General features: G+C 61.8%; 34 protein-coding genes. 10 read left to right on the forward strand and 24 right to left on the reverse strand.

Annotated elements, in window-relative coordinates; all coding sequences use genetic code 11:
- Positions 1-100: 100 nt before the first annotated feature.
- From dnaA to mutM, 3 genes are all read right to left on the reverse strand, one after another.
- Positions 101-1561: a chromosomal replication initiator protein DnaA gene (gene dnaA, locus FMA36_RS00005; protein WP_159259944.1), complete on the reverse strand. Its 1461-nt coding sequence runs from the start codon at positions 1559-1561 to the stop codon at positions 101-103.
- 367 nt (positions 1562-1928) lie between these two features.
- Positions 1929-2198, reverse strand: coding sequence for a 30S ribosomal protein S20 (gene rpsT / locus FMA36_RS00010; protein WP_159259946.1), 270 nt, complete (start codon positions 2196-2198; stop codon positions 1929-1931).
- A gap of 130 nt (positions 2199-2328) precedes the next feature.
- Positions 2329-3183 carry a bifunctional DNA-formamidopyrimidine glycosylase/DNA-(apurinic or apyrimidinic site) lyase gene (mutM, locus tag FMA36_RS00015; protein WP_159259950.1) on the reverse strand — a complete coding sequence of 285 codons (855 nt, stop codon included), beginning with the start codon at positions 3181-3183 and terminating at the stop codon, positions 2329-2331.
- A 29-nt stretch (positions 3184-3212) separates the two neighbouring features.
- Here mutM and FMA36_RS00020 point away from each other — a divergent pair, with 29 nt between their 5' ends.
- The 5 genes from FMA36_RS00020 to FMA36_RS00040 all read left to right on the forward strand — a co-directional run bounded on the left by FMA36_RS00020 (position 3213) and on the right by FMA36_RS00040 (position 8784).
- Positions 3213-4010: a class I SAM-dependent methyltransferase gene (locus tag FMA36_RS00020; protein WP_159259952.1), complete on the forward strand. Its 798-nt coding sequence runs from the start codon at positions 3213-3215 to the stop codon at positions 4008-4010.
- The gene (gene coaBC, locus FMA36_RS00025; protein ID WP_159259954.1) at positions 4010-5239 is read left to right on the forward strand and encodes a bifunctional phosphopantothenoylcysteine decarboxylase/phosphopantothenate--cysteine ligase CoaBC; all 1230 of its coding nucleotides are present in this window, start codon (positions 4010-4012) and stop codon (positions 5237-5239) included. Before FMA36_RS00020 ends, coaBC begins: the two co-directional genes overlap by 1 nt.
- Positions 5236-5697, forward strand: coding sequence for a dUTP diphosphatase (gene dut, locus FMA36_RS00030; RefSeq protein ID WP_159259956.1), 462 nt, complete (start codon positions 5236-5238; stop codon positions 5695-5697). Before coaBC ends, dut begins: the two co-directional genes overlap by 4 nt.
- Before the next feature lie 71 nt (positions 5698-5768).
- On the forward strand, positions 5769-7412 hold the full coding sequence (locus FMA36_RS00035; RefSeq protein WP_206065241.1) for an ABC transporter permease: 1644 nt from the start codon (positions 5769-5771) through the stop codon (positions 7410-7412).
- A gap of 10 nt (positions 7413-7422) precedes the next feature.
- The gene (locus FMA36_RS00040; protein WP_159259961.1) at positions 7423-8784 is read left to right on the forward strand and encodes an ABC transporter ATP-binding protein; all 1362 of its coding nucleotides are present in this window, start codon (positions 7423-7425) and stop codon (positions 8782-8784) included.
- A gap of 51 nt (positions 8785-8835) precedes the next feature.
- Here the strand turns inward: FMA36_RS00040 and msrA are convergent, their stop codons facing one another.
- The 20 genes from msrA to FMA36_RS00135 form a co-directional block, all read right to left on the reverse strand.
- Positions 8836-9390, reverse strand: coding sequence for a peptide-methionine (S)-S-oxide reductase MsrA (gene msrA, locus FMA36_RS00045; RefSeq protein ID WP_159259963.1), 555 nt, complete (start codon positions 9388-9390; stop codon positions 8836-8838).
- Between the two features lie 128 nt (positions 9391-9518).
- Positions 9519-12212, reverse strand: coding sequence for a valine--tRNA ligase (locus tag FMA36_RS00050; protein WP_159263442.1), 2694 nt, complete (start codon positions 12210-12212; stop codon positions 9519-9521).
- A gap of 334 nt (positions 12213-12546) precedes the next feature.
- Complete coding sequence (locus tag FMA36_RS00055) at positions 12547-12765, reverse strand: helix-turn-helix transcriptional regulator (RefSeq protein WP_159259964.1); 219 nt, start codon at positions 12763-12765, stop codon at positions 12547-12549.
- Positions 12758-12928 carry a hypothetical protein gene (locus FMA36_RS19100; protein WP_167517992.1) on the reverse strand — a complete coding sequence of 57 codons (171 nt, stop codon included), beginning with the start codon at positions 12926-12928 and terminating at the stop codon, positions 12758-12760. The genes FMA36_RS00055 and FMA36_RS19100 overlap by 8 nt, the downstream gene beginning before the upstream one ends.
- Positions 12925-13437, reverse strand: coding sequence for a DNA N-6-adenine-methyltransferase (locus FMA36_RS00060; RefSeq protein WP_159259966.1), 513 nt, complete (start codon positions 13435-13437; stop codon positions 12925-12927). The genes FMA36_RS19100 and FMA36_RS00060 overlap by 4 nt, the downstream gene beginning before the upstream one ends.
- Positions 13434-13808 carry a DUF3310 domain-containing protein gene (locus FMA36_RS19375; RefSeq protein ID WP_240906427.1) on the reverse strand — a complete coding sequence of 125 codons (375 nt, stop codon included), beginning with the start codon at positions 13806-13808 and terminating at the stop codon, positions 13434-13436. The genes FMA36_RS00060 and FMA36_RS19375 overlap by 4 nt, the downstream gene beginning before the upstream one ends.
- Entirely contained in the window at positions 13805-14470 is a 666-nt protein-coding gene (gene thyX / locus FMA36_RS00070; protein ID WP_167517993.1) for an FAD-dependent thymidylate synthase, read from the reverse strand. The genes FMA36_RS19375 and thyX overlap by 4 nt, the downstream gene beginning before the upstream one ends.
- Positions 14467-14706: a hypothetical protein gene (locus tag FMA36_RS00075; RefSeq protein WP_159259968.1), complete on the reverse strand. Its 240-nt coding sequence runs from the start codon at positions 14704-14706 to the stop codon at positions 14467-14469. The genes thyX and FMA36_RS00075 overlap by 4 nt, the downstream gene beginning before the upstream one ends.
- Positions 14699-15007, reverse strand: coding sequence for a hypothetical protein (locus FMA36_RS00080; RefSeq protein WP_159259970.1), 309 nt, complete (start codon positions 15005-15007; stop codon positions 14699-14701). The genes FMA36_RS00075 and FMA36_RS00080 overlap by 8 nt, the downstream gene beginning before the upstream one ends.
- Complete coding sequence (locus FMA36_RS00085) at positions 15004-15378, reverse strand: hypothetical protein (protein ID WP_159259972.1); 375 nt, start codon at positions 15376-15378, stop codon at positions 15004-15006. The genes FMA36_RS00080 and FMA36_RS00085 overlap by 4 nt, the downstream gene beginning before the upstream one ends.
- A complete protein-coding gene (locus tag FMA36_RS00090; protein WP_159259974.1) occupies positions 15375-15560 on the reverse strand; it encodes a hypothetical protein in 186 nt (61 codons plus the stop codon). The genes FMA36_RS00085 and FMA36_RS00090 overlap by 4 nt, the downstream gene beginning before the upstream one ends.
- On the reverse strand, positions 15557-16123 hold the full coding sequence (locus FMA36_RS00095) for a hypothetical protein (RefSeq protein WP_159259976.1): 567 nt from the start codon (positions 16121-16123) through the stop codon (positions 15557-15559). The genes FMA36_RS00090 and FMA36_RS00095 overlap by 4 nt, the downstream gene beginning before the upstream one ends.
- Complete coding sequence (locus FMA36_RS00100; protein WP_159259977.1) at positions 16110-16316, reverse strand: hypothetical protein; 207 nt, start codon at positions 16314-16316, stop codon at positions 16110-16112. The genes FMA36_RS00095 and FMA36_RS00100 overlap by 14 nt, the downstream gene beginning before the upstream one ends.
- Positions 16313-17197 (reverse strand): phage recombination protein Bet, encoded by an 885-nt coding sequence (gene bet / locus FMA36_RS00105; protein ID WP_159259979.1) that lies wholly within the window; start codon positions 17195-17197, stop codon positions 16313-16315. The genes FMA36_RS00100 and bet overlap by 4 nt, the downstream gene beginning before the upstream one ends.
- A complete protein-coding gene (locus tag FMA36_RS00110) occupies positions 17194-17661 on the reverse strand; it encodes a siphovirus Gp157 family protein (protein WP_159259981.1) in 468 nt (155 codons plus the stop codon). Before FMA36_RS00110 ends, bet begins: the two co-directional genes overlap by 4 nt.
- Positions 17661-17840, reverse strand: a complete 180-nt coding sequence (locus FMA36_RS00115) for a hypothetical protein (protein WP_159259983.1) — start codon at positions 17838-17840, stop codon at positions 17661-17663. The genes FMA36_RS00110 and FMA36_RS00115 overlap by 1 nt, the downstream gene beginning before the upstream one ends.
- A gap of 85 nt (positions 17841-17925) precedes the next feature.
- Positions 17926-18219, reverse strand: coding sequence for a hypothetical protein (locus tag FMA36_RS00120; RefSeq protein ID WP_159259985.1), 294 nt, complete (start codon positions 18217-18219; stop codon positions 17926-17928).
- A gap of 188 nt (positions 18220-18407) precedes the next feature.
- Positions 18408-19697: a YdhT family protein gene (locus tag FMA36_RS19270; RefSeq protein WP_206065139.1), complete on the reverse strand. Its 1290-nt coding sequence runs from the start codon at positions 19695-19697 to the stop codon at positions 18408-18410.
- 14 nt (positions 19698-19711) lie between these two features.
- Entirely contained in the window at positions 19712-20443 is a 732-nt protein-coding gene (locus tag FMA36_RS00130; RefSeq protein WP_159259987.1) for a BRO family protein, read from the reverse strand.
- 129 nt (positions 20444-20572) lie between these two features.
- Positions 20573-21184 carry a S24 family peptidase gene (locus tag FMA36_RS00135; RefSeq protein ID WP_159259989.1) on the reverse strand — a complete coding sequence of 204 codons (612 nt, stop codon included), beginning with the start codon at positions 21182-21184 and terminating at the stop codon, positions 20573-20575.
- Between the two features lie 86 nt (positions 21185-21270).
- On the opposite strand from FMA36_RS00135, the gene FMA36_RS00140 reads away from it, so the two are divergent.
- From FMA36_RS00140 to FMA36_RS00150, 3 genes are read left to right on the forward strand one after another with little or no spacing between them, the layout of a single operon-like run.
- A complete protein-coding gene (locus tag FMA36_RS00140; protein ID WP_159259991.1) occupies positions 21271-21498 on the forward strand; it encodes a helix-turn-helix domain-containing protein in 228 nt (75 codons plus the stop codon).
- Positions 21495-21701, forward strand: a complete 207-nt coding sequence (locus FMA36_RS00145; protein ID WP_159259993.1) for a S4 domain-containing protein — start codon at positions 21495-21497, stop codon at positions 21699-21701. The genes FMA36_RS00140 and FMA36_RS00145 overlap by 4 nt, the downstream gene beginning before the upstream one ends.
- Entirely contained in the window at positions 21702-22412 is a 711-nt protein-coding gene (locus FMA36_RS00150) for a hypothetical protein (protein WP_159259995.1), read from the forward strand. It begins immediately after the preceding gene.
- A gap of 4 nt (positions 22413-22416) precedes the next feature.
- Here the strand turns inward: FMA36_RS00150 and FMA36_RS00155 are convergent, their stop codons facing one another.
- Entirely contained in the window at positions 22417-22599 is a 183-nt protein-coding gene (locus FMA36_RS00155) for a hypothetical protein (protein WP_159259997.1), read from the reverse strand.
- A 47-nt stretch (positions 22600-22646) separates the two neighbouring features.
- Here FMA36_RS00155 and FMA36_RS00160 point away from each other — a divergent pair, with 47 nt between their 5' ends.
- Together FMA36_RS00160 and FMA36_RS00165 are read left to right on the forward strand one after the other, a co-directional pair.
- Positions 22647-23087: a hypothetical protein gene (locus tag FMA36_RS00160; protein ID WP_146220893.1), complete on the forward strand. Its 441-nt coding sequence runs from the start codon at positions 22647-22649 to the stop codon at positions 23085-23087.
- Between the two features lie 287 nt (positions 23088-23374).
- Positions 23375-24325 (forward strand): DNA cytosine methyltransferase, encoded by a 951-nt coding sequence (locus FMA36_RS00165; RefSeq protein WP_159259998.1) that lies wholly within the window; start codon positions 23375-23377, stop codon positions 24323-24325.
- Positions 24326-24525 lie beyond the last annotated feature (200 nt).

Raw genomic sequence — 24525 nt, forward strand, 5'->3', positions numbered from 1 at the left:
TATCCTCCACATCCCGCAGCACCCAAAAAAGCACAAAACGGGGGAGACCTGTCTAGCAGCCTGAAGCAACAGCGGTAAAGGGGCGCAGGCCCGAAATGCGTCAGGTCTCGAGCATGCGGCGCAGCAGTTCCACATCCTCGGCAAAGGCGGGGTCCTGGGCCATCAACTGCTCCACCTTGGTCACGCCATACATGACGGTGGTGTGGTCGCGGTTGCCGAACTTGCGCCCGATCTCGGGGTAGGAGCGGCTGGTCAACTGCTTGGCGAGGTACATCGCCACCTGCCTTGGCCGCGCCACGGCACGGCCCCGGCGGGCGGAGAACATGTCGGTCAGGCGCGTGTTCCAGTGCTCGGCCACCTTGCGCTGGATTTCCTCGATGGTGACGCGCCGGTCATGCGCCTTGAGAATATCATGCAGCACATCCTGCGTCGCTTCCAGCGTGACGGGGCGGCCAAACAGGTTGGCATGCGCGATCAGGCGGTTGAGCGCGCCCTCAAGTTCGCGCACGTTCGACGTGATTTTGTGGGCAAGGAATTCCAGCACCTTGGCCGGCACCACAACACCCGAAGCCGCAGCCTTGGCCTCAAGGATGGAAATGCGCAGCTCGAAGGTGGTGGCATGGATATCAGCCACCATGCCACAGCCAAGGCGGGTGCGCAGCCGGTCCTCAAGCCCCGACAGGTCGGAGGGCGACTTGTCGGCCGAGACCACGATCTGCCGCCCGGCATCGACCAGCGCGTTGAAGGTGTGGAAGAATTCGTCCTGCGTGTTGTCCTTGCCGATGAGGAACTGCAGGTCATCGATCATCAGCACGTCAACCGAGCGCAGCTGGTCCTTGAACTCGAGCGTGGACTGCGAGCGGATGGCCCCGATGAAGCGGTACATGAACTTCTCGGCCGACATATAGGCCACCGAGACCTTGCCCCCGCGCAGCAGTTCCGCACCGATGGCGTGCATGAGATGGGTCTTGCCCAGACCCACGCCGCCATACAGGAACAGGGGGTTGAAGCCGGGACTGGACGGGCGCTCGGCCACGCGGCGGGCGCAGGCATAGGCGAACTCGTTGGGCTTGCCCACGATGAAGGTGTCAAATGTAAAGCGCGGCTCGAGCGGGGCGGCAAGATCACTGCGCACCTCGGCTTGGCGCGGGCTTTCCGCCACGGCAGGTGCTGCGGCCGGCGCCGCCGGTTCGCTCGGGGGGGCAACAGCCGGGGCGGGCGCAGCCTCCTGCCCCTCGGCACCGGGTGCGGGCTGGGCTGCAGGGCGGGCCACCTGCAGTTCCACCCGGCGGATGGCGGGCACTTCGGCATGCCACAGCGTGCCGAGCCGGTCACCGTACTGCCCGCGCACCCAGTCACGCAAAAAGCGCGTGGGCAGGTAGAGGGTGATCTCGTCCTCTTCCACCGGGCCGACCGTGATCTGGCGCAGCCAGGTGCGGTATTCGACTTCGCCTACCTCGGCCTTCAGCCGCTCGCAGATGCGCGACCAGTGGATGGCGAGCACACTTTTCTGCGCGTTGGCTTCCGCAACCGCGTCATAGCCTTCCAGTCCGCCCGTCATATCCGCTCCCCGCCACATGGGGCACGAAAGGGACACCGCCTGCGCGCATGCCCCTGCCGTAACCCCGCTCCATTCCACCACCCCGCGCCGCCGGCCCGTGCCCTAACAGGACAAGCCACAAGCCGTGCCATCGGCACGACCCACAGCCCGACCCTTCGGCCAGGACCACCGATGACGCTGGAATTATCCCCATAATTTAGAGCACGGAATCGGGCGAAGCAACGGGAATCTGCCCCACCCCCGCCAAAACCCGTTCACACCAGCAAGATGTGGATAACAAAAAAAGGCCGTCGCCGCCAATAACGACGACAGACGACCTCTCTTATTACTTCCAGCCTTCTTTCAAATGAAAGAAACCAGCCGTATCTTACGCAGCAGCGATGGACTTGATACGGGCGGACAGGCGGGAAATACGACGGGCAACCGTGTTGGCGTGAAGAACGCCCTTGCCAACGGCGCGCTGCATTTCGGGCTGTGCCTCACGCAGGGCCACCACGGCGTCGTCCTTCTTGCCGGTGGCGATCGCGGTTTCAACCTTCTTCACGAAGGTGCGCACGCGCGACAGGCGCGCGGTGTTGCGGGCGTTGCGGCGTTCGTTCTGACGGATGCGCTTGCGCGCGGATGCTGTATTGGCCATTGCTCTCAGTTCATCTGCATAAATCAGGTTACGGCGGTCCGCCACCCGATCGTGCGGACATCCCATATCAGGCTGGCGATCTAGTCCACCCTGACCGCATTCGTCAAGACAAGTCTTTGCCTAAATCGTCTCATGCCTCCTGCAGGCGGGGGCAGAAGAAGCTCGAACGCCCCGATTGGGTAATGCGTTCCACCCCATCACACGCAGGCGGGCCGGGGCAATCGGGGCACCCCAGCCCTTCACGGCCATAGACGCGCCATGCATGCTGGAAATAGCCGAGCTCCCCGTCGGGTTGCACATAATCACGCAGGCTTGAGCCGCCTGCGGCAATCGCCTCCTCCAGCACGGCGCGGACTTCGGTGGCCAGCTCATCATATTCCGCAGCACTGATCTCGCCTGCTGCCCGCGCGGGGTGGATGCGCGCGCGGAACAGCGCCTCGGACACATAAATATTGCCAAGACCCGCCACCACGCGCTGGTCAAGCAGCAGCGCCTTGATGCTCGTGCGCCGCCCGCGCCCTTTTGCAGCAAGCCACGCGCCACCAAAACGGTTGCCCAGCGGCTCGGGGCCCATACCTGCCAGCAGGCGGTGATCTTCCACGCCCGCCACCGGCACAAGGTCGACCATGCCGAAGCGGCGGGGATCGACCAGCCCGCAGCGCGCGCCCTCCCCGGTCTCGATTACCAGATGCTCGTGCAGGGCGGGCGGGGCCGCGCGCTCGGCTTGCGTGGGGCGCGAGAGCAGCACGCGCCCGGACATGCCCAGGTGCAGCACGACCACCATCCCGCCCGAAAGGGTGATGAGGATATATTTCCCCCGCCGGGCGAATCCATCGATCCGCTGTCCTTCCAGCGCCCGGGCCAGACCGGGGGGAAACGGCCAGCGCAGCCCCGTATGGTGCGTGCTGGCGCGGGAAATAGTGTGACCTTCAAGATGCACTCGCATCCCGCGCATCACAGTTTCAACTTCAGGGAGTTCCGGCATGGCCTCATCTGGGGTTATACCTGTGCATCATGACCGACAATAGCCAGCCATACCATCCCTCCCCTTCCGCCGGCCGTCCCGATGACCGCCATGCGGATACCACCGATTTCGGCTTCCGCGATGTGCCATTGCGCGAGAAGAAATCCATGGTGCGCGAAGTCTTTGACAGCGTGGCCTCCAAATACGACGTCATGAATGATGTGATGTCGCTGGGCATCCACCGCGCGTGGAAAAAGATTTTCGTCAACGAACTCGCTCCCCACCCCGACCTGTCGCTGCTCGATCTGGCCGGAGGCACGGGTGATATCTCGTTCGGCTGGCTGCGCGGCGGCGGCGGGCCTGCCATCCTGTCCGACATCAATGTGAGCATGCTCACGGTGGGCCGCAACCGCGCCATGGAGCGCGGGCTGGTATCGGGCCTCAACTTCCTGGCCGTCGATGCCGAGGCCATTCCGCTGGCCGATAATTCGGTGGACCGCGTCTCCATCGCCTTCGGCCTGCGCAACTGCACCGACAAGCTGCAGGTGCTGCGCGAGGCACGCCGCATCCTGCGGCCGGGCGGGCGGTTCCTGTGTCTCGAGTTCTCGCGCGTGCAGGTCGCGGCCTTTGCACCCGTGTATGATGCCTGGTCCTTCCACGTGCTGCCGCGCATGGGCGCTGCCATTGCAGGCGACCGCGAGAGCTACCAGTACCTGGCCGAGAGCATCCGCATGTTCCCCGATCAGGAAACGCTGGCCGACATGATGCGCGAAGCAGGGCTTGAGCGCGTGTCCTACCAGAACCTTTCGGGCGGAATCGCGGCCATCCATTCCGGCTGGAAGATCTGATGACGGCACGGGCAGACCGTTCTGTCCTGCTGGTGGTGTGTGGGGGAATCGCCGCCTACAAGGCGCTCGATCTCATCCGCAGGCTCAGGGAACACGGCATTCGCGTGCGCACGGTGCTGACGGAAGGGGGCGCCCGATTCGTCACCCCCCTCTCGCTTCAGGCGCTGAGTGGCGAGCGCGTGTACAGCGACCTGTTCTCCCTCACCGATGAAAACGAGATGGGCCATATCGCCCTTTCGCGCAGCAGTGACCTGATCGTGATCTGCCCCGCCACTGCCGATATTCTGGCCCGCATGCGCGCAGGCCTCGCCGATGACCTCGCCACCACCGTGCTGCTGGCCACCGATGCGCCGGTGCTGGCCGCCCCTGCCATGAACGTGCGGATGTGGCAGCACCCCGCGACACAGGCAAATATCGCAACGCTTGCCGCGCGCGGCGTAGAATTTGTCGGCCCCGAGACCGGGCTGATGGCATGCAACGAGCACGGACCGGGCCGACTGGCCGAACCCGACTCCATCCTTGCCGCCATCATGGTCCGGCTGGATGGCGAAAAGCCGCTTGCAGGCCGTCGCGCGCTGGTCACCGCAGGCCCGACGCATGAACCGATCGACCCGGTGCGCTATCTGGCCAACCGCTCATCGGGCACGCAGGGCTATGCCATTGCACGCGCGCTGGCGGCAGCCGGAGCTGACGTGACACTGGTCAGCGGGCCGACCACCCTGCCCGACCCGCCGGGCGTGCACACCGTGCGCGTCGAGACGGCACGCGCCATGCTGGCAGCGTGCGGACACGCCCTGCCGTGTGACATTGCCATCTGTGCTGCCGCCGTGGCGGACTGGCATGTCGAAGAAACCCTGCAGAAGATCAAGAAAACCGCAGGTCAGCCCCCGCCCGAACTTCATCTTGTGCCCAATCCCGACATTCTGGCCACGCTGAGCCAGCCATCGCCTGCGCGGCCACGGCTGGTGGTGGGCTTTGCCGCCGAGACGGAGCATGTGGTCGAACACGCCACCGCCAAGCGCCTGCGCAAGGGCTGCGACTGGATCGTGGCCAATGATGTCAGCCCGGAAAGCGGCATCATGGGCGGGGCTGAAAACGAGATCGACCTGATTGACGCCACGGGCTGCACCCACTGGCCCCGGCTGGACAAGACGCAGGTGGCGCAGCGCCTGGTGGCGCGCATCGCCGCCTTTTTCAACTCCCCGCACGTTGACGGACACACCCCATGAGCCTTTCCTCCCTGCCCATTCAGGTCCGGCGCCTGGCCCACGCACATGACCTGCCCCTGCCCGCCTATGCCACCGAGGGCGCTGCTGGCATGGACCTGCTGGCTGCCGTGACCGAGCCCATGACCATTGCACCGGGTGGCCGCGCGCTGGTGCCCACGGGGCTGTGCGTGGCGCTGCCGCGTGGCTATGAACTCCAGATCCGTCCCCGCTCGGGGCTTGCGCTCAAGCATGGCGTGACCCTGCCCAACGCGCCGGGCACGATCGATGAGGATTATCGCGGCGAGATCGGCATTATCGTGATGAATGCAGGCGATGCCCCCTTCGTGGTCGAACGCGGCATGCGCATCGCCCAGGGCGTGCTGGCCCCCGTGGTGCGCGGCGAGTGGGTGGAATATGCCGAGCTTGATGAAACCACCCGTGGCGTGGGCGGCTTTGGCAGTACGGGCACGGCAGGGTGAGCGCAGGCGGCCAACCGGGAAACCTGCGCGTCCGCCCCAATATAGCGGACCTGCTCGGCCTGCTTGCCATCATGGCAGGCGCGGTCGTGGTGGCTACGGCGGGCCGCCACATGCTTGTGCCCATTCCCGCAAGCGAGGCCGGGACCATCCACCTCAGTCCGGCCTACCTGCCCGGCTATGCCGTGCGCACCACGCTACGCATGTTTGCAGCCCTGGCCGCGTCGCTGGTCTTTACCTTCACCTATGCCGTGTGGGCTGCCAAGAGCAGGCGCGCGGGGCAGGTGCTGGTGCCGCTGCTTGATGTTTTGCAGTCAGTGCCCATTCTGGGCTTTCTCACCTTTACGGTCATTTTCTTTCTCGGGCTGTTTCCGGGGCGGATGATGGGGGCGGAACTTGCCGCCATCTTCACCATATTCACCAGCCAGGCATGGAACATGGCCTTTGCCATGTATCAGTCGCTGCGCACCGTGCCGCCTGACCTTGAGGAAGCCGCCCGCTGCTTTGGCCTGACACCCTGGCAACGCTTCTGGCGGCTGGAGGTGCCGTTCGCCATTCCCGCGCTGGTGTGGAACACCATGATCTCGATGTCTGGCGGGTGGTTCATGGTCGTCTATTCCGAGACGATCACGGTCGGCAATACGGACATCACCCTGCCCGGCATCGGCTCCTACGTGGGCGTTGCGATCGAACAGCGCAACCTTGCGGCCATTTTCTACGCCATTCTCACCATGCTGGCCGTAATCCTGGCCTATGACCAGTTGCTGTTCCGCCCGCTGGTGGCATGGTCGGCGCGTTTCCAGACCGATGACGGCGCAACCCTTGCCGCCCCCGACCCGTGGGTGCTGGTGCTGCTGCGCCGCACGCACCTGCTGCGTCAGTTCTGCCTGCGCGCGGGGGACATGATGACCCGCATCGGCTGGCTGGCGCTTGGCCCGCGCCCGTCCGCCCCCGTGCGCGCGCTCATTCCCCCCCGCCTGACGGATGCGGCCTGGATTGCCGGGATTGCCCTGTGCGCCCTCACCCTGGGCTGGAAAACATGGACCTTCTCCCTCGCCCATTACAGCGCGGGGCAGGTACTGCATGTCATGGCGCTGGGCGGCCTGACGCTACTGCGGGTCATGATCACGGTGCTGGTAGCCTCCATGATCTGGGTGCCAGCGGGGATATGGCTGGGCCTGTCGCCCCGGCGGGCGCGGCATGCGCAGATGGCGGCACAGTTCATGGCCGCCTTCCCCGCCAACCTGTTCTTTCCGCTTGTCGTGGTCGCGATCGTGCACTGGCATCTGAACAGCAATATCTGGCTCACCCCGCTCATGCTGCTGGGCACGCAATGGTATATCCTGTTCAATATCGTGGCCGGGGCCTCGTCCTATCCCGGTGACCTGCTCGAGGCGGCGCGCAACTTCCACGTCAAGGGCTGGCTGTGGTGGCGGCGCGTGATGCTGCCGGGTATCACGCCCTATTTCATTACCGGCGCGCTGACCGCATCAGGCGGGGCATGGAATGCCGCCATCGCCACCGAAGTGGCAAGCTGGGGCGACACCACCCTGAGCGCTCAGGGGCTGGGCGCCTATATTGCCCATGCCACGGTGGCGGGTGCCACCGACGAGGTGGGCTTAGGCATGGCGGTCATGGCGGCCTTCGTGCTGCTGCTCAATCGCGCCGTGTGGCGCCCGTTATCCAATTATGCCGCCCGGCATTACACGTTTGACTGAGAGTTTCCTGATGCCGCAGCAAGCAGCCTCCTCCACCCCGAAGCAGACCGGCACGGAACTTGTCCGGATCGTCAACTGCAGGCAGGCCTACCCCAAGGAAAGCTCGACCGACCTTGTGGTGCTTGATGGCGTGAACCTGAGCATCCGCAGTGGCGAGATCGTGGGGCTTCTGGGCCGCTCAGGCTCGGGCAAGTCCACCCTGCTGCGCATTATCGCGGGGCTTTTGCCGCCCACCGGCGGCGAGGTGATCTGGAAGGGCAAGCGGCTGGAGGGGCCGGCTGCGGGCATTTCCATGGTGTTCCAGTCCTTTGCGCTGTTCCCCTGGCTGACAGTGCAGAAAAATGTGGAACTGGGGCTTGAGGCACAGGGCGTGGCGCCTGCCGAGCGCGAGAAACTGGCGGAAGACGCGATCCATCTGATCGGCCTGGGCGGGTATGAGAATGCCTACCCCAAGGAGCTTTCCGGCGGCATGCGCCAGCGCGTGGGGCTGGCGCGCGCCCTTGTGGTCCGGCCCGACCTGCTGCTGATGGACGAGCCATTTTCGGCACTGGACGTGCTGACGGCGGAAAACCTGCGCACCGACCTTGTGGAACTGTGGGCGGAAAAGAAGCTGCCCATCCAGTCGATCCTGCTGGTCACCCACAATATCGAGGAAGCGGTGCTGATGTGCGACCGCATCCTCATCTTCTCCTCCAATCCCGGCCGGGTGGCCTATGAGCTTCAGGTGCCCTTCGAGCACCCCCGCAACCGCGAGGACATGGCCTTCCGCCAGTTCGTGGACCGTATCTACGCGCTGATGACGCGCCGCGCGCCGGTCGTGTCGGAGGCAGACATGACCGACCCGGACATGAATCATGTCCAGATCTCGGCCGATGCCGTGGCCCTGCCTGCCCTGCCCATGAACACCATCGTGGGCATGATGGAAACGCTGGCCGCCGACCCGCTGCATGGCCGCGCCGACCTGCCGCTGCTTGCCAGCCGCCTGCAGCTTGAGCTTGATGACCTGTTTCCGCTTGGTGAATCCCTGCAACTGCTGGGCTTTGCCGAGCTTGAGGATGGCGACATCCTGCTCACGCCCGAGGGCATGCGCTTTGTGCAGAGCGAGCACGACATCCGCAAGCACATCCTGTGGCAGAGCATGCTGCACAACATTCCCATGGTGCGCACCATCCGCGCCGTGCTTGATGAGCGCCCCAACCACCGCGCCAGCGCCGAGCGCTTCCGCGATGAACTTGAGGACAGCATGTCACCCAACTACGCGCGCCAGACGCTCCAGACCCTGATCGGCTGGGCGCGCTATGCGGAACTGTTCGATTTTGATGAGGAAGCCGACCAGCTCTTCCTGGATGATGACCCGACGGATCGGAACTGAGCACGGCGTTTTGAAGCTTTTTGAAAAAAGCTTCACCGAAAACCGTTATCCTTAACCGGCGGAGTCCACCAGCCGGTCGCGGAACAGGCGGCGCATCTTGGCGATCTTGGGCGGAATGACCGCGCTACAATACGGGTTGCCGGGGTTACGGGCAAAATAGTCGCGGTGATAATCCTCGGCGGCCCAGAAATGGTCCAGCTTGGCAATTTCGGTCACGATCGGGTTGGGCCAGACGCCCTGCGCCGCAATCTCGTCGCGCACGGCATGGGCGGCTTTTTCCTGCGCCGCATCCTGCCAGAAAATGGCCGAGCGATACTGCGTGCCCACGTCATTACCCTGCCGGTTGGGCGTGGTAGGGTCATGCATGACAAAGAAGATGCGCAGCAGGTCGGCACATGAAAGTTCAGCGGGGTCGAAGGTTACGCGCACCACCTCGGCATGCCCGGTGCGGCCCGTACAGACCTGCTCATAAGTCGGGTTGGGGGTATGGCCACCGGCATAACCGGGCTCAAGCGCTTGCACGCCACGCAGTTCCTTGAACGGCGCTTCAATGCACCAGAAGCAGCCCCCACCGAGCACCAGTGTCTCCAACGCGTTTCCGCTCATGGCAGCTTCCTTCCCCAAAATGGTGTGAAGAGATTGTTCCAGAAGTTTTTGGTGAAGCTTTTTTCAAAAAGCTTCAAAGGAACGCCGCCTTTTTTGAAAAAAGGCGGCACCCAGAAACTTTTATGCCTTTAAGCAATCCGCGCCAGTGCCGCTTGCAGCCGCACGCGCTCTGCCTGGAACGCCTCCAGCCGCTCGCGGTTTTCTGCCACGACTTCCGGCTTGGCGCGGGCGACGAAATCGGCATTGCCCAGCTTGCGCTCGACCTTGGCAATCTCGCCATCCACCTTGGTGCATTCCTTCTCCAGCCGCTGGCGCTCAACACTCAGGTCAATGATTCCGGCCAGCGGAATGACCAGCGTTGCTTCATCCACCACAAGCTGGGCTGCCCCCTGCGGCATCTCGCCTGCAAGCGGCTGCACTTCGGACACGCGGGCCATGCGGCCGATCGCTTCCGCCCATTTGGCGGCACGTGCCACGGTGGTGGCAGATGCATCACGCAGCAGCACGGGGGCGAGGCGCGAAGGCGGCACGTTCATTTCCGAGCGCACGGTGCGGATGGCGGAAATGAAGCGGATCAGCCATTCCATCTCCTCGCGCGCGTCCTTTGCCCCTTCCAGATGTTCAGGTTGCGGCCAGGGGGCGGTGATGAGCGATCCCTCGCCCCCGAAGCCGAAATGCTGCCACAGCCGGTCGGTCATGAACGGGGTCACGGGCTGGAGCAGGCGCAGGATGGTGCCCAGCACATGCGCGGCGACTGCACGGGTCTCGACGGCTTCCGCCGTGTCGCCTGCTGCAAAGACCGGCTTGGCCAGTTCAAGGAACCAGTCGCAGAAACAGTTCCACACGAAGCGGTAGCAGGCACCCGCATATTCATCGAAGCGGAAGGCTTCCAGCGCCTTGGTGGCGTCTTCCACCGCCTGCGCCAGTTCAGCCAGAATCCAGCGGCCCAGCGGGGATTTCACTTCGGCTGGGTTGAAGCCCGCCACGGGGGCCACGCCGTTCATCTCGCAAAAGCGCGCGGCATTCCAGATCTTGGTAATGAAGGAGCGGTATTCCTCCACTTTTTTCGGGCCAAGCTTCACGTCTCGGCCAAGGCCGGTGAGCGAGCAGATGCAAAAGCGCATGGCATCCGCGCCGTAGCTGTCGATCATCTCCAGCGGGTCAATGCCGTTGCCCTTGGACTTGGACATCTTCTGCCCGCGCTCGTCACGCACCAGCCCGTGGATGAACACCTGCCGGAAAGGCACATCCTTCATGAAGTGCAGGCCCATCATCATCATCCGCGCCACCCAGAAGAAGATGATGTCAAACCCCGTGACCAGCACATCGGTGGGGTAGTAACGCGCCAGTTCCGGTGTCTGCTGCGGCCAGCCCAGCGTGGAGAACGGCCACAGGGCGGAGGAGAACCACGTGTCGAGCACGTCCTCATCACGCGTAAGCGTGGTGTCCTGCCCGTAATGGGCGCGGGCCTGCGTTGCGGCATCGGCCTCGTCATGGGCGACGAACACATGCCCGTCGGGGCCATACCAGGCAGGGATGCGATGCCCCCACCAGAGCTGGCGGCTGATGCACCAGGGCTGGATGTCGCGCATCCAGGCGTAGAAGGTATTTTCCCACTGCCGGGGCACGAATTCGATCCTGCCGGTTTCCACCGCCTCGATGGCGGGACCGGCGAGGGTCTTGGCATCGCAGTACCACTGGGTGGTCAGGCGCGGCTCGACCACCGCGCCGCTGCGCTCGGCATGCGGCACCTGATTGGTGTGCGGCTCGATCTTTTCCAGCCATTCCAGCCGCTCGAGCTCGGCCACCATGGCCTTGCGCGCCTCATCACGCGGCATGCCTGCCAGCGTGCGCACGAAGGCGGGGTCGGACAGCCCTTCCTCAGCGCGGAGTTCGCCTTCAATCTCGGCAAGGGTGATGCGGGCTTCCTCATCGAGCACGCTGGGCATGTCGAGCTTGTGGCGACGCCCCACCTCGAAATCGTTGAAGTCATGCGCGGGCGTGATCTTGACCGCGCCGCTGCCCTTGGTGGGGTCGGAATGCTCATCGGCCACGACGGGAATACGGCGGCCGGTCAGCGGCAGGATGACGTTCTTGCCCACCAGGTCGGCAAAGCGCTCGTCATCAGGGTGCACGGCCACGGCCATGTCGCCGAGCATGGTCTCGGGGCGGGTGGTGGCGACCGTGATGGTGCGGCCTGGCTGGCCCTCCACGGGGTAGCGGATATACCACAGGCTGCCCCGGCTCTCGCGGTTATCGACCTCAAGGTCGGAGATGGCGGAGCGGAAGGCGGGGTCCCAGTTGACGAGGCGGCGGTCGCGGTAGATCAGTCCCTCACGGTAGAGGGTGACGAACACCTCTTTCACCGCATCGGACAGGCCATCATCCATGGTGAAGCGCTCGCGCTGCCAGTCGAGCGAGCCGCCAAGGCGGCGGAGCTGCCTGGTGATGCCGCCACCGGACTCGGCCTTCCACTCCCACACGCGCTCGACAAAGGCATCGCGGCCCATTTCCTGGCGCGATGTGCCTTCCTTTTGCAGCATGCGCTCGACCACAAGTTGGGTGGCGATGCCCGCATGGTCGGTGCCCGGCTGCCACAGCGTGTCGCGCCCCTGCATGCGGCGCCAGCGGATGAGCGTGTCCTGCAATGTCATGGTCAGGGCATGACCGATATGCAGCGTGCCCGTAACGTTGGGCGGCGGAATCATGATGGTATAGGGCTTTGCCGTGCTGTCGGGCTGTGCGCTGAATGCGCCACTGGCCTCCCACAGGGCATAGAGGGAGGTTTCTGTCCCGGCAGGGGAGAACGACTTGTCAAGCATCACGAAAAACCAGATCCACCATAATCAGACGCAGGGCAGGACAACGCGCCCGGCCATGGGCAGATATACCCCAAACCGGCGCGAAGGGAACGCCTTGGCCCGTAATCTTTGTGCCGGAACAAATGAGGGGGAGATGCGGCCAGAGGTTTAAAGTATCAAACCACCAGCCCGGTTTACACCGCGCGGGCCATTACAGGCCCAATCGACCATTATTTTTGGGAAAGCATGGAGGTCTGGGCGACGGACGATCTAATGGCTTAATACCATGATTTTGAACGTTGAAAAATTGGTAAGGTAGGAGTGATACCCCCACCAATACCCCCAAAAAAATTGCTTACATCACCGACTCGGAAACCCTCATTTTGTCCACCCATGCCCGCACATCTCCTTCATCCCAGCGAACGCATTGCGGCCCCAGGCGCACAGGCTTCGGAAATCCGCCCCGCTCCAGTTTTCGATAAAGGGTCCGGGTCGTAATCCGCAGCCGGTCTGCAACCTCGCGCGCTGTAAGTAGCTGAGCCAGTGCAGGTTCGTTTCTCATGGCTTCACCCATTCCCCACCTCCACCACACGCCCGCTATCAACGAGCCGCTGCCAGACTGCGGGCCGGGTCACCACGACCTCCCCGCGGCGGCGCAGGAACACGCGGTCCTGGTTTTGAGCGACCAGTTCCACGGTTTCGGTCAGGTCGCCTGCTATGCGTAGCGTGTAGGTCATGCCGCCTCCCTTTCTTTGACTGTAGCCATCATCCCCAAACCCTGATCCTGAGCGCGGCCCATCGCCTGCACGGCCTGCTGCCCCATGCCGATCAGCACGACGCCATTGCCTGGAGAATTGCCCCGCGTTCCGTCAGGCCGCACAAACTTCGTCTTGCCTCGGGGGAACAACAGAGCATCGGCGTAGGGCGCAAAGTCATGGAACCATCCCGCACTGGTCAGGGCGTTGACGCAGGCAATGCCGTTCCCGTGCTCCATGAAGCGTCGCAGCCACGGCACGACGCCGTTGCGGCCGCCAAAAGGAGGGTTCATCCAGACGAACCCATCCCACGGCGCAGTCAGTCCGTTATCGCTGATTGTCAGGAACCGTCGGCATGGAACAGACAGAAAGGCGCGGCCTGTTTCTGGCTGAGCCACGTCAAGATCGAAGGTCACACCCAACGCCTCGAAAATTTCCGGCGGTGTGAACCATTCGTCGGTCTGCCCTGGCGCTGCATGATGAGGCTTCATGCCTCCTCCCGCCGCGCGATCTCGCGCTGGATATACCACTCGGCCTTCTTCAGATCCTCGAGCGCATTACCCTTCTCATCGGCGCGCCAGATGTATTTCAGGGCATTGCCAAGGTTGAAGGACATGTGCTCGACCACCTGGATGCATTCGATGCCGGATGGGTGAGCGTTGTAGTGGCGGGGATGGTTGACAGAACTTGCGGCCTCCTCAATGACGGCAAATCCCCCGGACACACTGTCATACCCGCTTTTCCAATCGTTCTCCGCGAATGTAATGCCACCAGACTGAAGCAGGTCGGCAGGCACTTCACGCGGCGCCCCACGCTCAGCCGCCCGGCGGCCGCGCTGGTAGGGAGTGTGTGTTTCGGTCAATTTTCGTCCTCCCGGCTCGGGATCAGGTCGGCAATGTCGGGGAACTGCTCGCGCAGGATGTCAGCCACGTCGAAGGCAATTTCCCGGTGCTCTTTCTGGGTTTTCCGCTCGCACCGCAGCGCGCAGTAGTGCATCCATGACCGCAGCGTTCCGGCCATGTAGAGGCGCGAGGGTGTCATGCCCTCGGGCAGCACGGCTCGGGCCACCTCTTTGGCAATGCCATGCTCAAGCGCCCAGCTATAGGCGTCGTCAGCCGCGATGTTGACGCGGGCCTGCATATCCTCCCATCCACGGGCCAATTCCGCATCATCCGTCTCGATGCTGTTCTGCCGGTCCTTTCGGTCCTGCAGCCGCGCCTCACGGAACACAGCTATATCATCCACCACCGCATAGCGCTGGGAGAACTCCTGAAACGAGAATGACCGGTGCCGCAGGATCTGGCGCGCAATGTCGCGCGTGGTCTCGATCTCCATGGTCAGGGAGATCATTTCCAGCGGCGACCATTCCTTGCGCTCGACCAGAAACCGCAGCAGCTTCGGCCCGGTCTCGTGGTTCATCTGGTTGGCCGTGCTGGACACGCGGGCGCAGTAGGCGAGAAGTTGGGCCGCGGTATCGACGCCTGGCACCACAGACTTCGTGATGCCTGTCAGGGTTACGGTCATGCGACCCTCCAAAACCGATATCCGGTCTCTGTTTTGCGGTAGGCATATTTGCGGGCCGGATGCTTCATCCGCACCCGCTTTGCCGTGTTGTTCCATGTCTTGAGCTCGCGCGCGGAGATGGAAAAGCTATCGCCCAAATCCATGTCCAACATCAGGTTGTAGCGTGGGCCGGTGCTTTTGGTCTGGATCGAGGGCATCGGTACGCCTTTTTCGATGGTGGGAAGGGCTTCAACCATTGCCGTTCTCCCCATTCATGGCGGCGTCAATGGCTGCGCGAAGATCGGTCATTTTCTGTTCGGGCTTTCGGTCACGGACTGGACCGAAACCGGGAATGCCCCAAAAGCATCCCGTATTGTTTGCCGCCCATATGAACCGAGCAGCATCCCGCCCCATCTCCGCGCGCTCCAGTTCGCGGCCGCGCTGGATGGCTTCGTCGATGTGTCGCTCAGCCTCGGGCTTAGCTTTATCACGAAACCGGAACCCAGCTTCATAGAACACTTCTGTCAATTCTATAATCTGTTCTTCCCGACTTCTCACGACTTCTTCCCTTCGTCGTCGGTTAGGGTGCGGATGGCGGCAATAGCCGTGTGAATACCTAGATTAAAAGCCGCTTGGTTCTCCCCAAGATCGACCTTCATTTCCTGCTGACTAACAGCCGCGATTGCCCGCTCCCGCTCATCCTTCCGCATCTGCGCGAGTTCGGATGGGCTTAAGCACAAGCCGCGATAATGGAAGATTCCAGAGACGGATTTTGGGTCAATCACACTCCACGCCCCGATCATCCATACCCTTTCGCGGCCAGACCAATAACCCGGTGCGAGGGCCTCTCTTGCTGCCAGTTTATCATTCAGCCAGTGCCACCCACTCCGCTCCGGCTGATCTGGCAGGCCGTTCCAGGGGGTGGTCATGAGTTCACCATCCTGCCAATCTGCTCCGGCGTTTCATCGACCAGTATTGTCCATCCCCCGACAAATACGATTTGTGTTGAAAGGCTCAGTTTCTGGATCGCACATGCATTCTCCAGATTTACGAATACCTTTTTGTCTGCCCCTTTTTCAGGAAGGGCCATATGCAGCGCTACAACCCTCATCCCGCCGCTCCTTCGTTGAGGGCTGCGGTGACCAGTTCATAGATTTTTCGACGTGCCGTGTCTTTTGGCTCAAAACTGCCATCCGAAAGGTTCTGCACCTCGCCTAAAACGTAAATTAGTTCCTTGATAACAGCATCCTTCTCAGCCGCCACACGGGCAACCTGCGCTTCCATGTCGGTGCGGTGGACCATTTCAGGTAGTTCCGAACAAACGCGCTCTAGGGCTTGATCCCATCCATACCCCATGGCTTCATATCGGTCAGTTATGCCGCGATCTTCTAGTCCGCAGCCCATACCCTGATCGTGGTATTCTGGCATATATTCGGACAGATCAACCGTCTCCACATCCGCGCACGGCGGGATGGGGGTGCCGATGGCAAGAATGGATGCCTCCATCGCGGAACCTTTTCTTCCGGGCTTGTATGGCGCTCCATAGGCCACCATTCTCTGCTCATCAGTCAACGGCAACCGCACCATCACAAACTGTTCTTCGTTCTTCATAATCATATCTTCCAAATCAACCTGCCGCACATCAGGGATCAGTTCGTTTTCAGAACTGCACATTGTCAGCCCCCACGATCTGGTCGAACGCGGCCCACGGCTCAACCCCGTTAGCGCGGGCGATCTGGAGCCTCTCGTGCTGCCGGCTGGTGAGGGGCGCAGAATTATGCGCCCGCATGTGAAGCTCGACCTGTTCCATCCACGATGTGGTTCGGGTCAGGTGTTCGGGTTCGGCGGCGTCGGATAGCTGGGTCATGCTACCGGCTCCTCAACCGGCGCCTCGGACATTTCTTCGGCGCGCTGCTGCACGGCTCTCTGAAGCACGCCAGACCGCTCAGCCATCATGCCCTGCACATGCTCGATTGTGCCCTGATCGATGGGGCGACCGGCATCGGCGGCTTTGTCGATGGTTTCCGACCACTTCTTCCAGAGTGCATCGACGCAGGCCGTATCGCGGCAGTTGGTCAGGCGCGCGTCAAAAAACGCGATGTAGTCAACCGGGCGCTGCTCCTGCTCGACGCGGCGCGGCTGGGGCGTTACGTCGATGGTTCCTCCAGCAAAATCTTTGCCAGACATTTCATCATCCGTATTGGTGCCCCCAGTCTGTTCTGGGAATGCCATGCGCAGGGCCTGGGCCTCGGTGCATTTTGCAAGCTGCCCATAAGCCCGCTTCTTCCACATGGCGTTAGGTGCCTGCGTATCGCGTTTGGCGGTTGCATAGTTCTCCAGCCAGAACTCTTTCGCCGTGAACTCACAAATCTTGCCATGCACAAAGCGGCGCACCGTCACCCGGCACCATGACGGAAACGTCACCTCTATGCCACCCAAAGTCATGGACTTGTCTGGGCCAAACTCCGGCTCCGACTTCCCGACGTATTCGCCCGTGCGGGCCGCTTCAGTGCGATACAGGGCAATTCCCGGCATGATCACATCAACCATGCGCCCGGCGTCTTTGTTCCAGATGGGAACGATATGAACGGGCTTCTTCATCACATCTAGACCAGCGGCCCGGCAGTAGCCCATCACCATCATTACAGATGCATCTGCTGCACCTGGGTAAAGGCTATTCTTGAGAACATCCATCAGTTCACGTTCCGTGACCTGATTGCCATTCTGGGTGGTTACCACTGCGTTCATGCTGCAATTCCTTTCTTGCCACGGATCACGAGGCGCATCGCGCCGCCGTTGCTCAACGTGGCTCCGTCAATTCTCTGGCCCTTTTTCAGGGCTTTGGTCAGTTCAGTGCGGTTCAGCTTATCGGGCTGCAACTCAAACAGGTCGGGGCGCGCGGCACGCAGGGCTTTTTCATCCGTCACGGTCGCGGTCTGGGGTGACGCGGCCAGACTTCCGGTGAAGTGCTCGCTCTCGAAGGCGAGAACGCCAGCTTCTTCCATCTCGCCAGCAAGCGCTTTCCGCAACGCTGCCGCCTGCGCCTTCGCCTCTTTCTCCCAAATCTCCAGCATGGCGATCTGCTCGAGCGCGATCTGGTCCATGTTCGCGCTGGGCGCTTTGGAGGCTGTGCGTGAGGCGTTGAACGCCTTGATGGCTGGGGCGACCTGCTCGACGTAGATCCGGTCCATAAGGGTGGAGAGGTCCGCCATCACACGCCCCCCTCAACAAACGCCACCCGCTGTCCACCTGGCAGCCACAGCGCGCTGTAATCGGGGAGAGGGCACGCGGGGATGCGCAGGTCATCCACCGGCTGCACCTTGCTTTCCCATTCCCCGCCATACTGCCGGGCAAGCCCGGCGATCAGGGAGCGCCTCTGTTCGTGCGTCACAGCCCCCGCCTCCCCAAATGGGCAGGCACAGGCCGCCGGTTGACGCGCACGCGGGCGTATTGGTGGGATGTGAGGGGGAAGGCGTTCATTCTGCGGCCTCCAGATGGAGGGCACGAGAGCCGCGCCATTCGTCCTCAAGTCTACACAGGCCCTGATCCAGCCGTGCCATCTCGCCTTTCACTTCATCAATACTGTCCGTAAGGAACGCGACCGTATCCGACACCTGTCCGCCAAACACCTGCCGCGCTTCATAGAGGCAGTCCTCCAGCGACTTCTTCAGCTTTTCGGCGCGCTGTGCCTTACGAGCCAGAACCGTGTTCTGTTCCTGAAACCGACGATCAATATCAGCCTGCGAACAACCATCAGGAAGATTACACATAATCAATTCCTTTATTTCATGAATACTTAGCCAACTCGGCCAGACTGCCGGGACCGCAATCCCGGTGGCCTGGGCGTGTCAGGGCATTGCGACAGTGGCGAATGCGTAGAACACCGTGCCCAGAAGCATGGCGCCGAGCAGGGCCATGCCGAGGAAGCGGGTTAGGTGGTTGTCGGGGAAGGGAGGCATTACTGCCTCACCACTTTGCCGTTCTCGATGGCATAGAGAACACCAGCCTCAATGCCGTCCTCGCCTTCGTAGATATTGATGAAGCGATTTCGGGCGCCATCATGCCAAACCAAAGAAGCGGCACCACCTTTGCCCAGGCTGACCGATCCACGACGACCCGCGAATGCGACGGTGGCATTCTCTCCAGAGCATACGATCCGCGCGCCGTCGCCCGAGGAACCGATCTGCGCGCCGTCGCCCGAGGAACCGATCCGCGCGTCGTCGCCCGAGGAACCGATCCGCGCGCCGTAGCCCGAGGAACCGATCCGCGCGTCGTCGCCCGAGGAACCGATCTGCGCGCCGTCGCCCGAGGAACCGATCTGCGCGCCGTCGCCCGAGGAACCGATCTGCGCGCCGTAGCCCGAGGAACCGATCTGCGCGCCGTAGCCCGAGGAACCGATCTGCGCGCCGTCGCCCGAGGAACCGATCCGCGCGCCGTAGCTCGAGGAACCGATCTGCGCGTCGTCGCCCGAGGAACCGATCCGCGCGCCGTAGCCCGAGGAACCGATCCGCGCGTCGTCGCCCGAGGAACCGATCTGCGCGCCGTCGCCCGAGGAACCGATCTGCGCGCCGTAGCCCGAGGAACCGATCTGCGCGCCGTAGCCCGAGGAACCGATCTGCGCGCCGTCGCCCGAGGAACCGATCCGCGCGTCGTCGCCCGAGGAACCGATCTGCGCGCCGTCGCCCGAGGAACCGATCTGCGCGCCGTCGCCCGAGGAACCGATCTGCGCGCCGTCGCCCGAGGAACCGATCTGCGCGCCGTAGCCCGAGGAACCGATCTGCGCGCCGTCGCCCGAGGAACCGATCCGCGCGCCGTAGCTCGAGGAACCGATCTGCGCGTCGTCGCCCGAGGAACCGATCCGCGCGCCGTAGCCCGAGGAACCGATCCGCTCGCCGTAGCCCGAGGAACCGATCCGCGCGTCGTCGCCCGAGGAACCGATCTGCGCGCCGTCGTTCTCGTCAACATCAACGCCTTCGGTTACGGCAATGATTGAACGAACGTCGCTTTTGATAAAATCAGCATTGATGTTCTTCACGTCGAACGCTTTGTCGGCCAGCCAGCGCGCGTCACCGTAACGCTTGTCAGCATAGAGACCATTCATGACCTCGCCATACGTGCCGCCCTGGGGGAATTTCTCGCGGAACCAGTCGCGTCCATCGGAGCAAGCGCCCCATTCGCGGATCTTGAGGAGGGTAATCTGTGCGGGGTTGTTTTCGGGAGCAGTCTGCTGCTCGACCTGTGTGTGCATGCTCGTTTCCATTATTACTGCATCCCCATACGGTTAATAAGGGCTTGAATTCCCTTGGGCGTGAAGAAAACCTGCGGACTAAAATGTTCTTCGCCATCACGGTCGCGGTAAGATGCAAACTTCACATGGCAATGACCGGCCTTTACTTTGTCGGAATAGGCATTCCATTTCTTGCCCTGCCGGAAAATGAAGCCATACTGGTGCGCCGCGCTCGTAAACTGCCTCGGTGGCATGTTTGCTGCCTTGGCCGAGAGGTTTAGGTTATATAGACCGTCGCTGTCCGCGATCTTGTCGTGGATCTGCGCCTTGGGCGCCAGCGCGGCGTTTTCGTGCTTCAGTTCTTCGATTTCTTCTGCCTGATCTGCCGCAAGACGCAGGGCTTCGGAAAGGGTCTTGGGGATATCGAACTGCCGCTCGATGCTGTAGCTGCCGGTCTTGCGTATGGTCGGAAGAACTTCATGGCGAACCCAGCGGTCGAAGCGCTTTGCTTCCGGTTTGCGGCTGCGGGAGATCAGCTTGTAAAGGCCTGGTTCGGTTACGCAGTTTACTTCCTGTTTTCCGCCAAGGGTCTCAATACTCTTTAGACCCTTTTCGTCCTCATCCAGAACGCGCAGGGTCATCGTGACATTGCTCAGTTCGAGCACGCGGCAGACATCGCCAGCATGAAACCAGAGATCGCCGTTCTCGTCCGCCTGGACGTTCAGAGGCTTTCCCTCAAATCGAAACAGGGTCGGTATGTTTTCCACTTCCCATCTCCGTGTTGGTGATGGGCTTATCATGTGCAAACTCGCAAACGCGGTCAAGTGAAAACTTGCACACGCTCTTACAAAAAATATGCGGCTCTCTGGCCGCATGAGGAAAAGGCTGGAAAACCTCTATTTTCTGAAACGTCTATCCACGAAAGTGACAGGAGAGACCCATCTAGCCACCACGTCTCGAATAGGAGAGGCATTGTAGCTGACCAATGTGGCGGTGCCTGGAGCAATGCCGGGAGTGACTTGCTTTAGATAAAGTTCGTCCGTATCAAGCGCCACCACGCACTCTCGATAAAGGGCATCCTCGAATGGGATCATGTTCCCCTTGTCGAAATATATGATGTCTCCCTCCCAATAAGCCGGAAACATACTATCGCCCTTCACGATTAGGGCGCAGGTGCCTGCTTCTGCCCATAAAGGAGCATCCACGAATTCAAGGGGCGTATCGCCATCAACGCGGGTTATTCTCTGCCCAGCTCCAACATCACCATATAAAGGAACCCTTTTCGAGGCCTCCTGCATATTGGAGCGCAGCACATCCATAATTCCGGCTGCCGCCATAACAGCCATGATGGTTTTGTAGGTCGGAGCGCTAGTTGGGTTGTCCCCCATCAGGCGTGTCAGAGTTGACGGAACCACACCAGCTAGACGCGCTAGGTTAGTCGGGTCTTTTCCCGTTTTATCCATGGCGTATTGCACGATTTCCCGCGCTTGTCTGATTTCCTCTCTCATATGTGCATCTTCGCACAAACGGCCTTTTCTGTCCGTGTGTAAGTTTTCACTTGCATCGTGTGAAAGTTTGCAAATATGGTGTGGTCATGACGAAATTCCTTTCAGCAGATGATGTTGAGGCCGCTGCGAAACGGCGCGGCCTGACCATTCCCATGTTGTGCTCTGAGGCGGGAGTATCTCACCCGACCTTCTATCGCTGGAAGGCTGGAGCGCACACGCCAACCCTTAAAACATACCAAAAAATCATTGCTGCGCTCCGGGCGCGTCGCCGCCGGGGCGCGCCGATCGTGCGCGGGCAGGAGGCCTCCCAATGACCCTATTCCCCCTCTCAAGCGCCCTATGCCGCCTCGGCCTCGCTGGCAGCCCGCAGGAAGCGCAAGCCCTCATCCGCCTCGAACTGGTCCGCATCGACGGCGACCGCGCCACGGCCAGCGCATCCGTTGGCTATGGCGTGACAATTTCCCTGCGCAATGGCCCGTCTGCCGTGGTCAGTCGGCAGGCTATGGGGGTGCGATAAATGCGCCCGTTCAAGGATTTATCCGGTCAGCGGTTTGGGCCTCTGGTCGCGGTGAAGTTTCTTGGTTGCGCATCTGGGGCCAGTACATGGCGCTGCCAGTGCACCGAATGCGGCACCCTGCGCCTGGTAAAAACGCAAGCATTGCGTTCGGGAAAGGGGATCGAATGCGAGCCTTGTAACCGTCACAATGCGCTCGCGCGCAAGAAGAAAACCAACATCGTGCGCCGACCGTGGTCAACCGTGGAGCTGTCCCAACTCTGTTCTCTTTGGAACAAGGGTCATGCGGTTTCTGATCTGGCAAAGCAGTTCAATCGCACTGAGCACGCGATCTACAGGCGGATCAGCCAGCAGGTGAAGGAAGGAAAGGCTTTCCCACGCGCCGTTCGGCACGCCAAGGCGCAGATGATCGGCCGCACCTTCGGCAGCCGCACCGTGATTGCGCGGGCACATTCGAGCGTAAACGGCTGCGTGATGTGGTCCGTGCGGTGCAAATGCGGGGAAGAAAGCGTGGTTGATGGGCATCTGCTTCATTGCGGCCGCCAGACTGCGTGCCGGAAATGCGCAGGCAATGCGCCTGGCAAGCACAATGGCCCGAGGCCAAAGCCCCAGGTAATGCCAAAGGCAAATCCGATCCTGTCCTTCGCTCATATCCGTGCCCACGATCGGCTGATAGCTGCGCGGCATGCTGCCGAAGAGGCAGCTTTCGCCTAATGCCTCAATCGCGCCCTGCCAATTCAGTAGCCACCATGGCCGCCAGATGCTGCCGGTCCTCAATGGTCGCGAAGGGATGGGTGACGGCCCATACTCGCGCCATCAGGACCAGTATCTGTGGAATTGACAGGGTGCGGTCTCCTTCTTTCATCCCATCCGCCAATTCGATTGGTGGTTTCTCCAACAAGGTTTTCTCCGGTTCCGTTCGTTGCTGTTCGGAATGTGGAGCAAACCTTGTCCAAAAAATTGGAAATCAATTCCGCCAGTTTGGAAAAACGCGAAATGCTTACTGCTGAGACAGTGACGCAGAATGCCCAGACAATGGCTCGAACCCTTTCAGAGACGTTCGGGCGCGGGCTCGGCGTCAAGGAAATCATTCACCGTATCGCTCGACTGCTGCGGGTCACTGACCGGCAGGCGAAGGGCCTTTACTACGGAGAATGGGAGCGCATCCCGGCGCATATCTATCTGCGCCTGGTTGATGCCTATCGCAAACATCTGGCGCGCGCAGAGCGGCAGGCCGAGCATCAGGCCGCCATCTACCGTGCCCTCAGTCAAGAATGGAACGACACATGGGGAGATACATCCTCCTGCGGCGCGCTGCCATCACCCGATGGCGGGCAAGCCGAGCACTCCGGCGCGCAATCTCCCTGCGGCGCTGGGCCGAATACCTGAGCGAACGAGCCGACCGACTGGAACGCCGGGCCGATGAACTGAAACGGGAGGCCGGAGAGTGACACACCTCATAACCGGTCGCCCGATTACAGAAATGCAATCAGTTCTTGCAGATGCAGTAGAGCTGGCGGGTGGGCAGCATGCGTGGAGCCGAAAAACCGGGATTCCTCAGTCTGTCGTGTCACTCACGCTTAGCGGCCGGCGCGACGTATCTGAAAATATTGTCAACGCCCTGGGCTACGTGACCCGGACCGTTTGCCTGCCGATGAAAGGGCAGAACCATTGATATGGACGTCTACTACAACGAGTGGGACGAACCCACAGCAGAATGGCTCCGCGCGCTCTGTGCCCGACACCATCTGCCCGCCGGGCAGGTCGATACCCGGTCAATTCGAGATGTTCGCGCCGGAGACCTGCGCGAATATGACCAGGCGCATTTCTTCGCAGGCATTGGAGGCTGGCCTCTCGCCTTGCGCCTCGCAGGATACGAGCGGCTGCCATGCTGGACCGGATCACCACCCTGCCAGCCATTCTCTGTCGCAGGGCAGCAGCGAGGAAATGACGACGAGCGCCACCTTGCGCCCGTCTGGCTCGATCTCGTCCGTGAGTGCAAGCCTCCAATCCTCTTTGGCGAGCAGGTTGAGGCAGCGATTAGGCACGGATGGCTCGATGATCTATTCGATGCACTGGAAGCAGAAGGTTACGCCTGCGGGGCGGCAGTATTGCCAGCTTGTAGCGTCGGCGCGCCGCACATCCGAAAACGATTGTTTTTCGGAGCGGTCAGGTTGGCCGACGCCAATGGCTGGCTCTCCAGCGACCGAGAAGAACAATGCAGCGGGGAACACAGACTATTCGCGCAAAGTGGAAGCGATGTGCGGGAAAAGCGTGAAGGGACACGGATTGATCTTGGCGGGTTGGCCCACGCCGACGACACGCGACCACAAGGACGGGAGCGAGTGCCCGAACGTGCCGACGAACAGCCTACTGGGGAGAGAAGTCTGGAAAGCGGATCAGCCCATTCGGATCACGGCGGCTGGTCAGGTGCTGACTGGATCGGATGCCGGGACGGTAAGTTCCGGCCAGTTGAACCCGGAATTTTCCCTTTGGTTGATGGGTTTCCCAGCCGTGTGGGCCTCCTGCGGGGTGCAGGCAATGCAATCGTCCCGCAAGTCGCGGCGGCCTTCATCCAAGAATTCATCGGCGCGTTCGCCGAAATCCAAGAAAATACGGGAGGCTGAAAATGTCTGACCGCACATGGACCCGCGTATCAGGCGTAGACCGAGACGGAACGTATTTCGTGGGGATCTACAACGTGATCTCCGAGCAGCAGGCGCGAGAGTGGCTACGCACCGAAAACCGTAATTGGATCAGAGGTCGCCTGACTGGCTTGCGATACGAGGCGCTTGGGCCGGGTGACCGGGCATGCCCGTTCCCGGCG

The organism is Komagataeibacter xylinus, assembly GCF_009834365.1.
Taxonomy (GTDB): domain Bacteria; phylum Pseudomonadota; class Alphaproteobacteria; order Acetobacterales; family Acetobacteraceae; genus Komagataeibacter; species Komagataeibacter xylinus_D.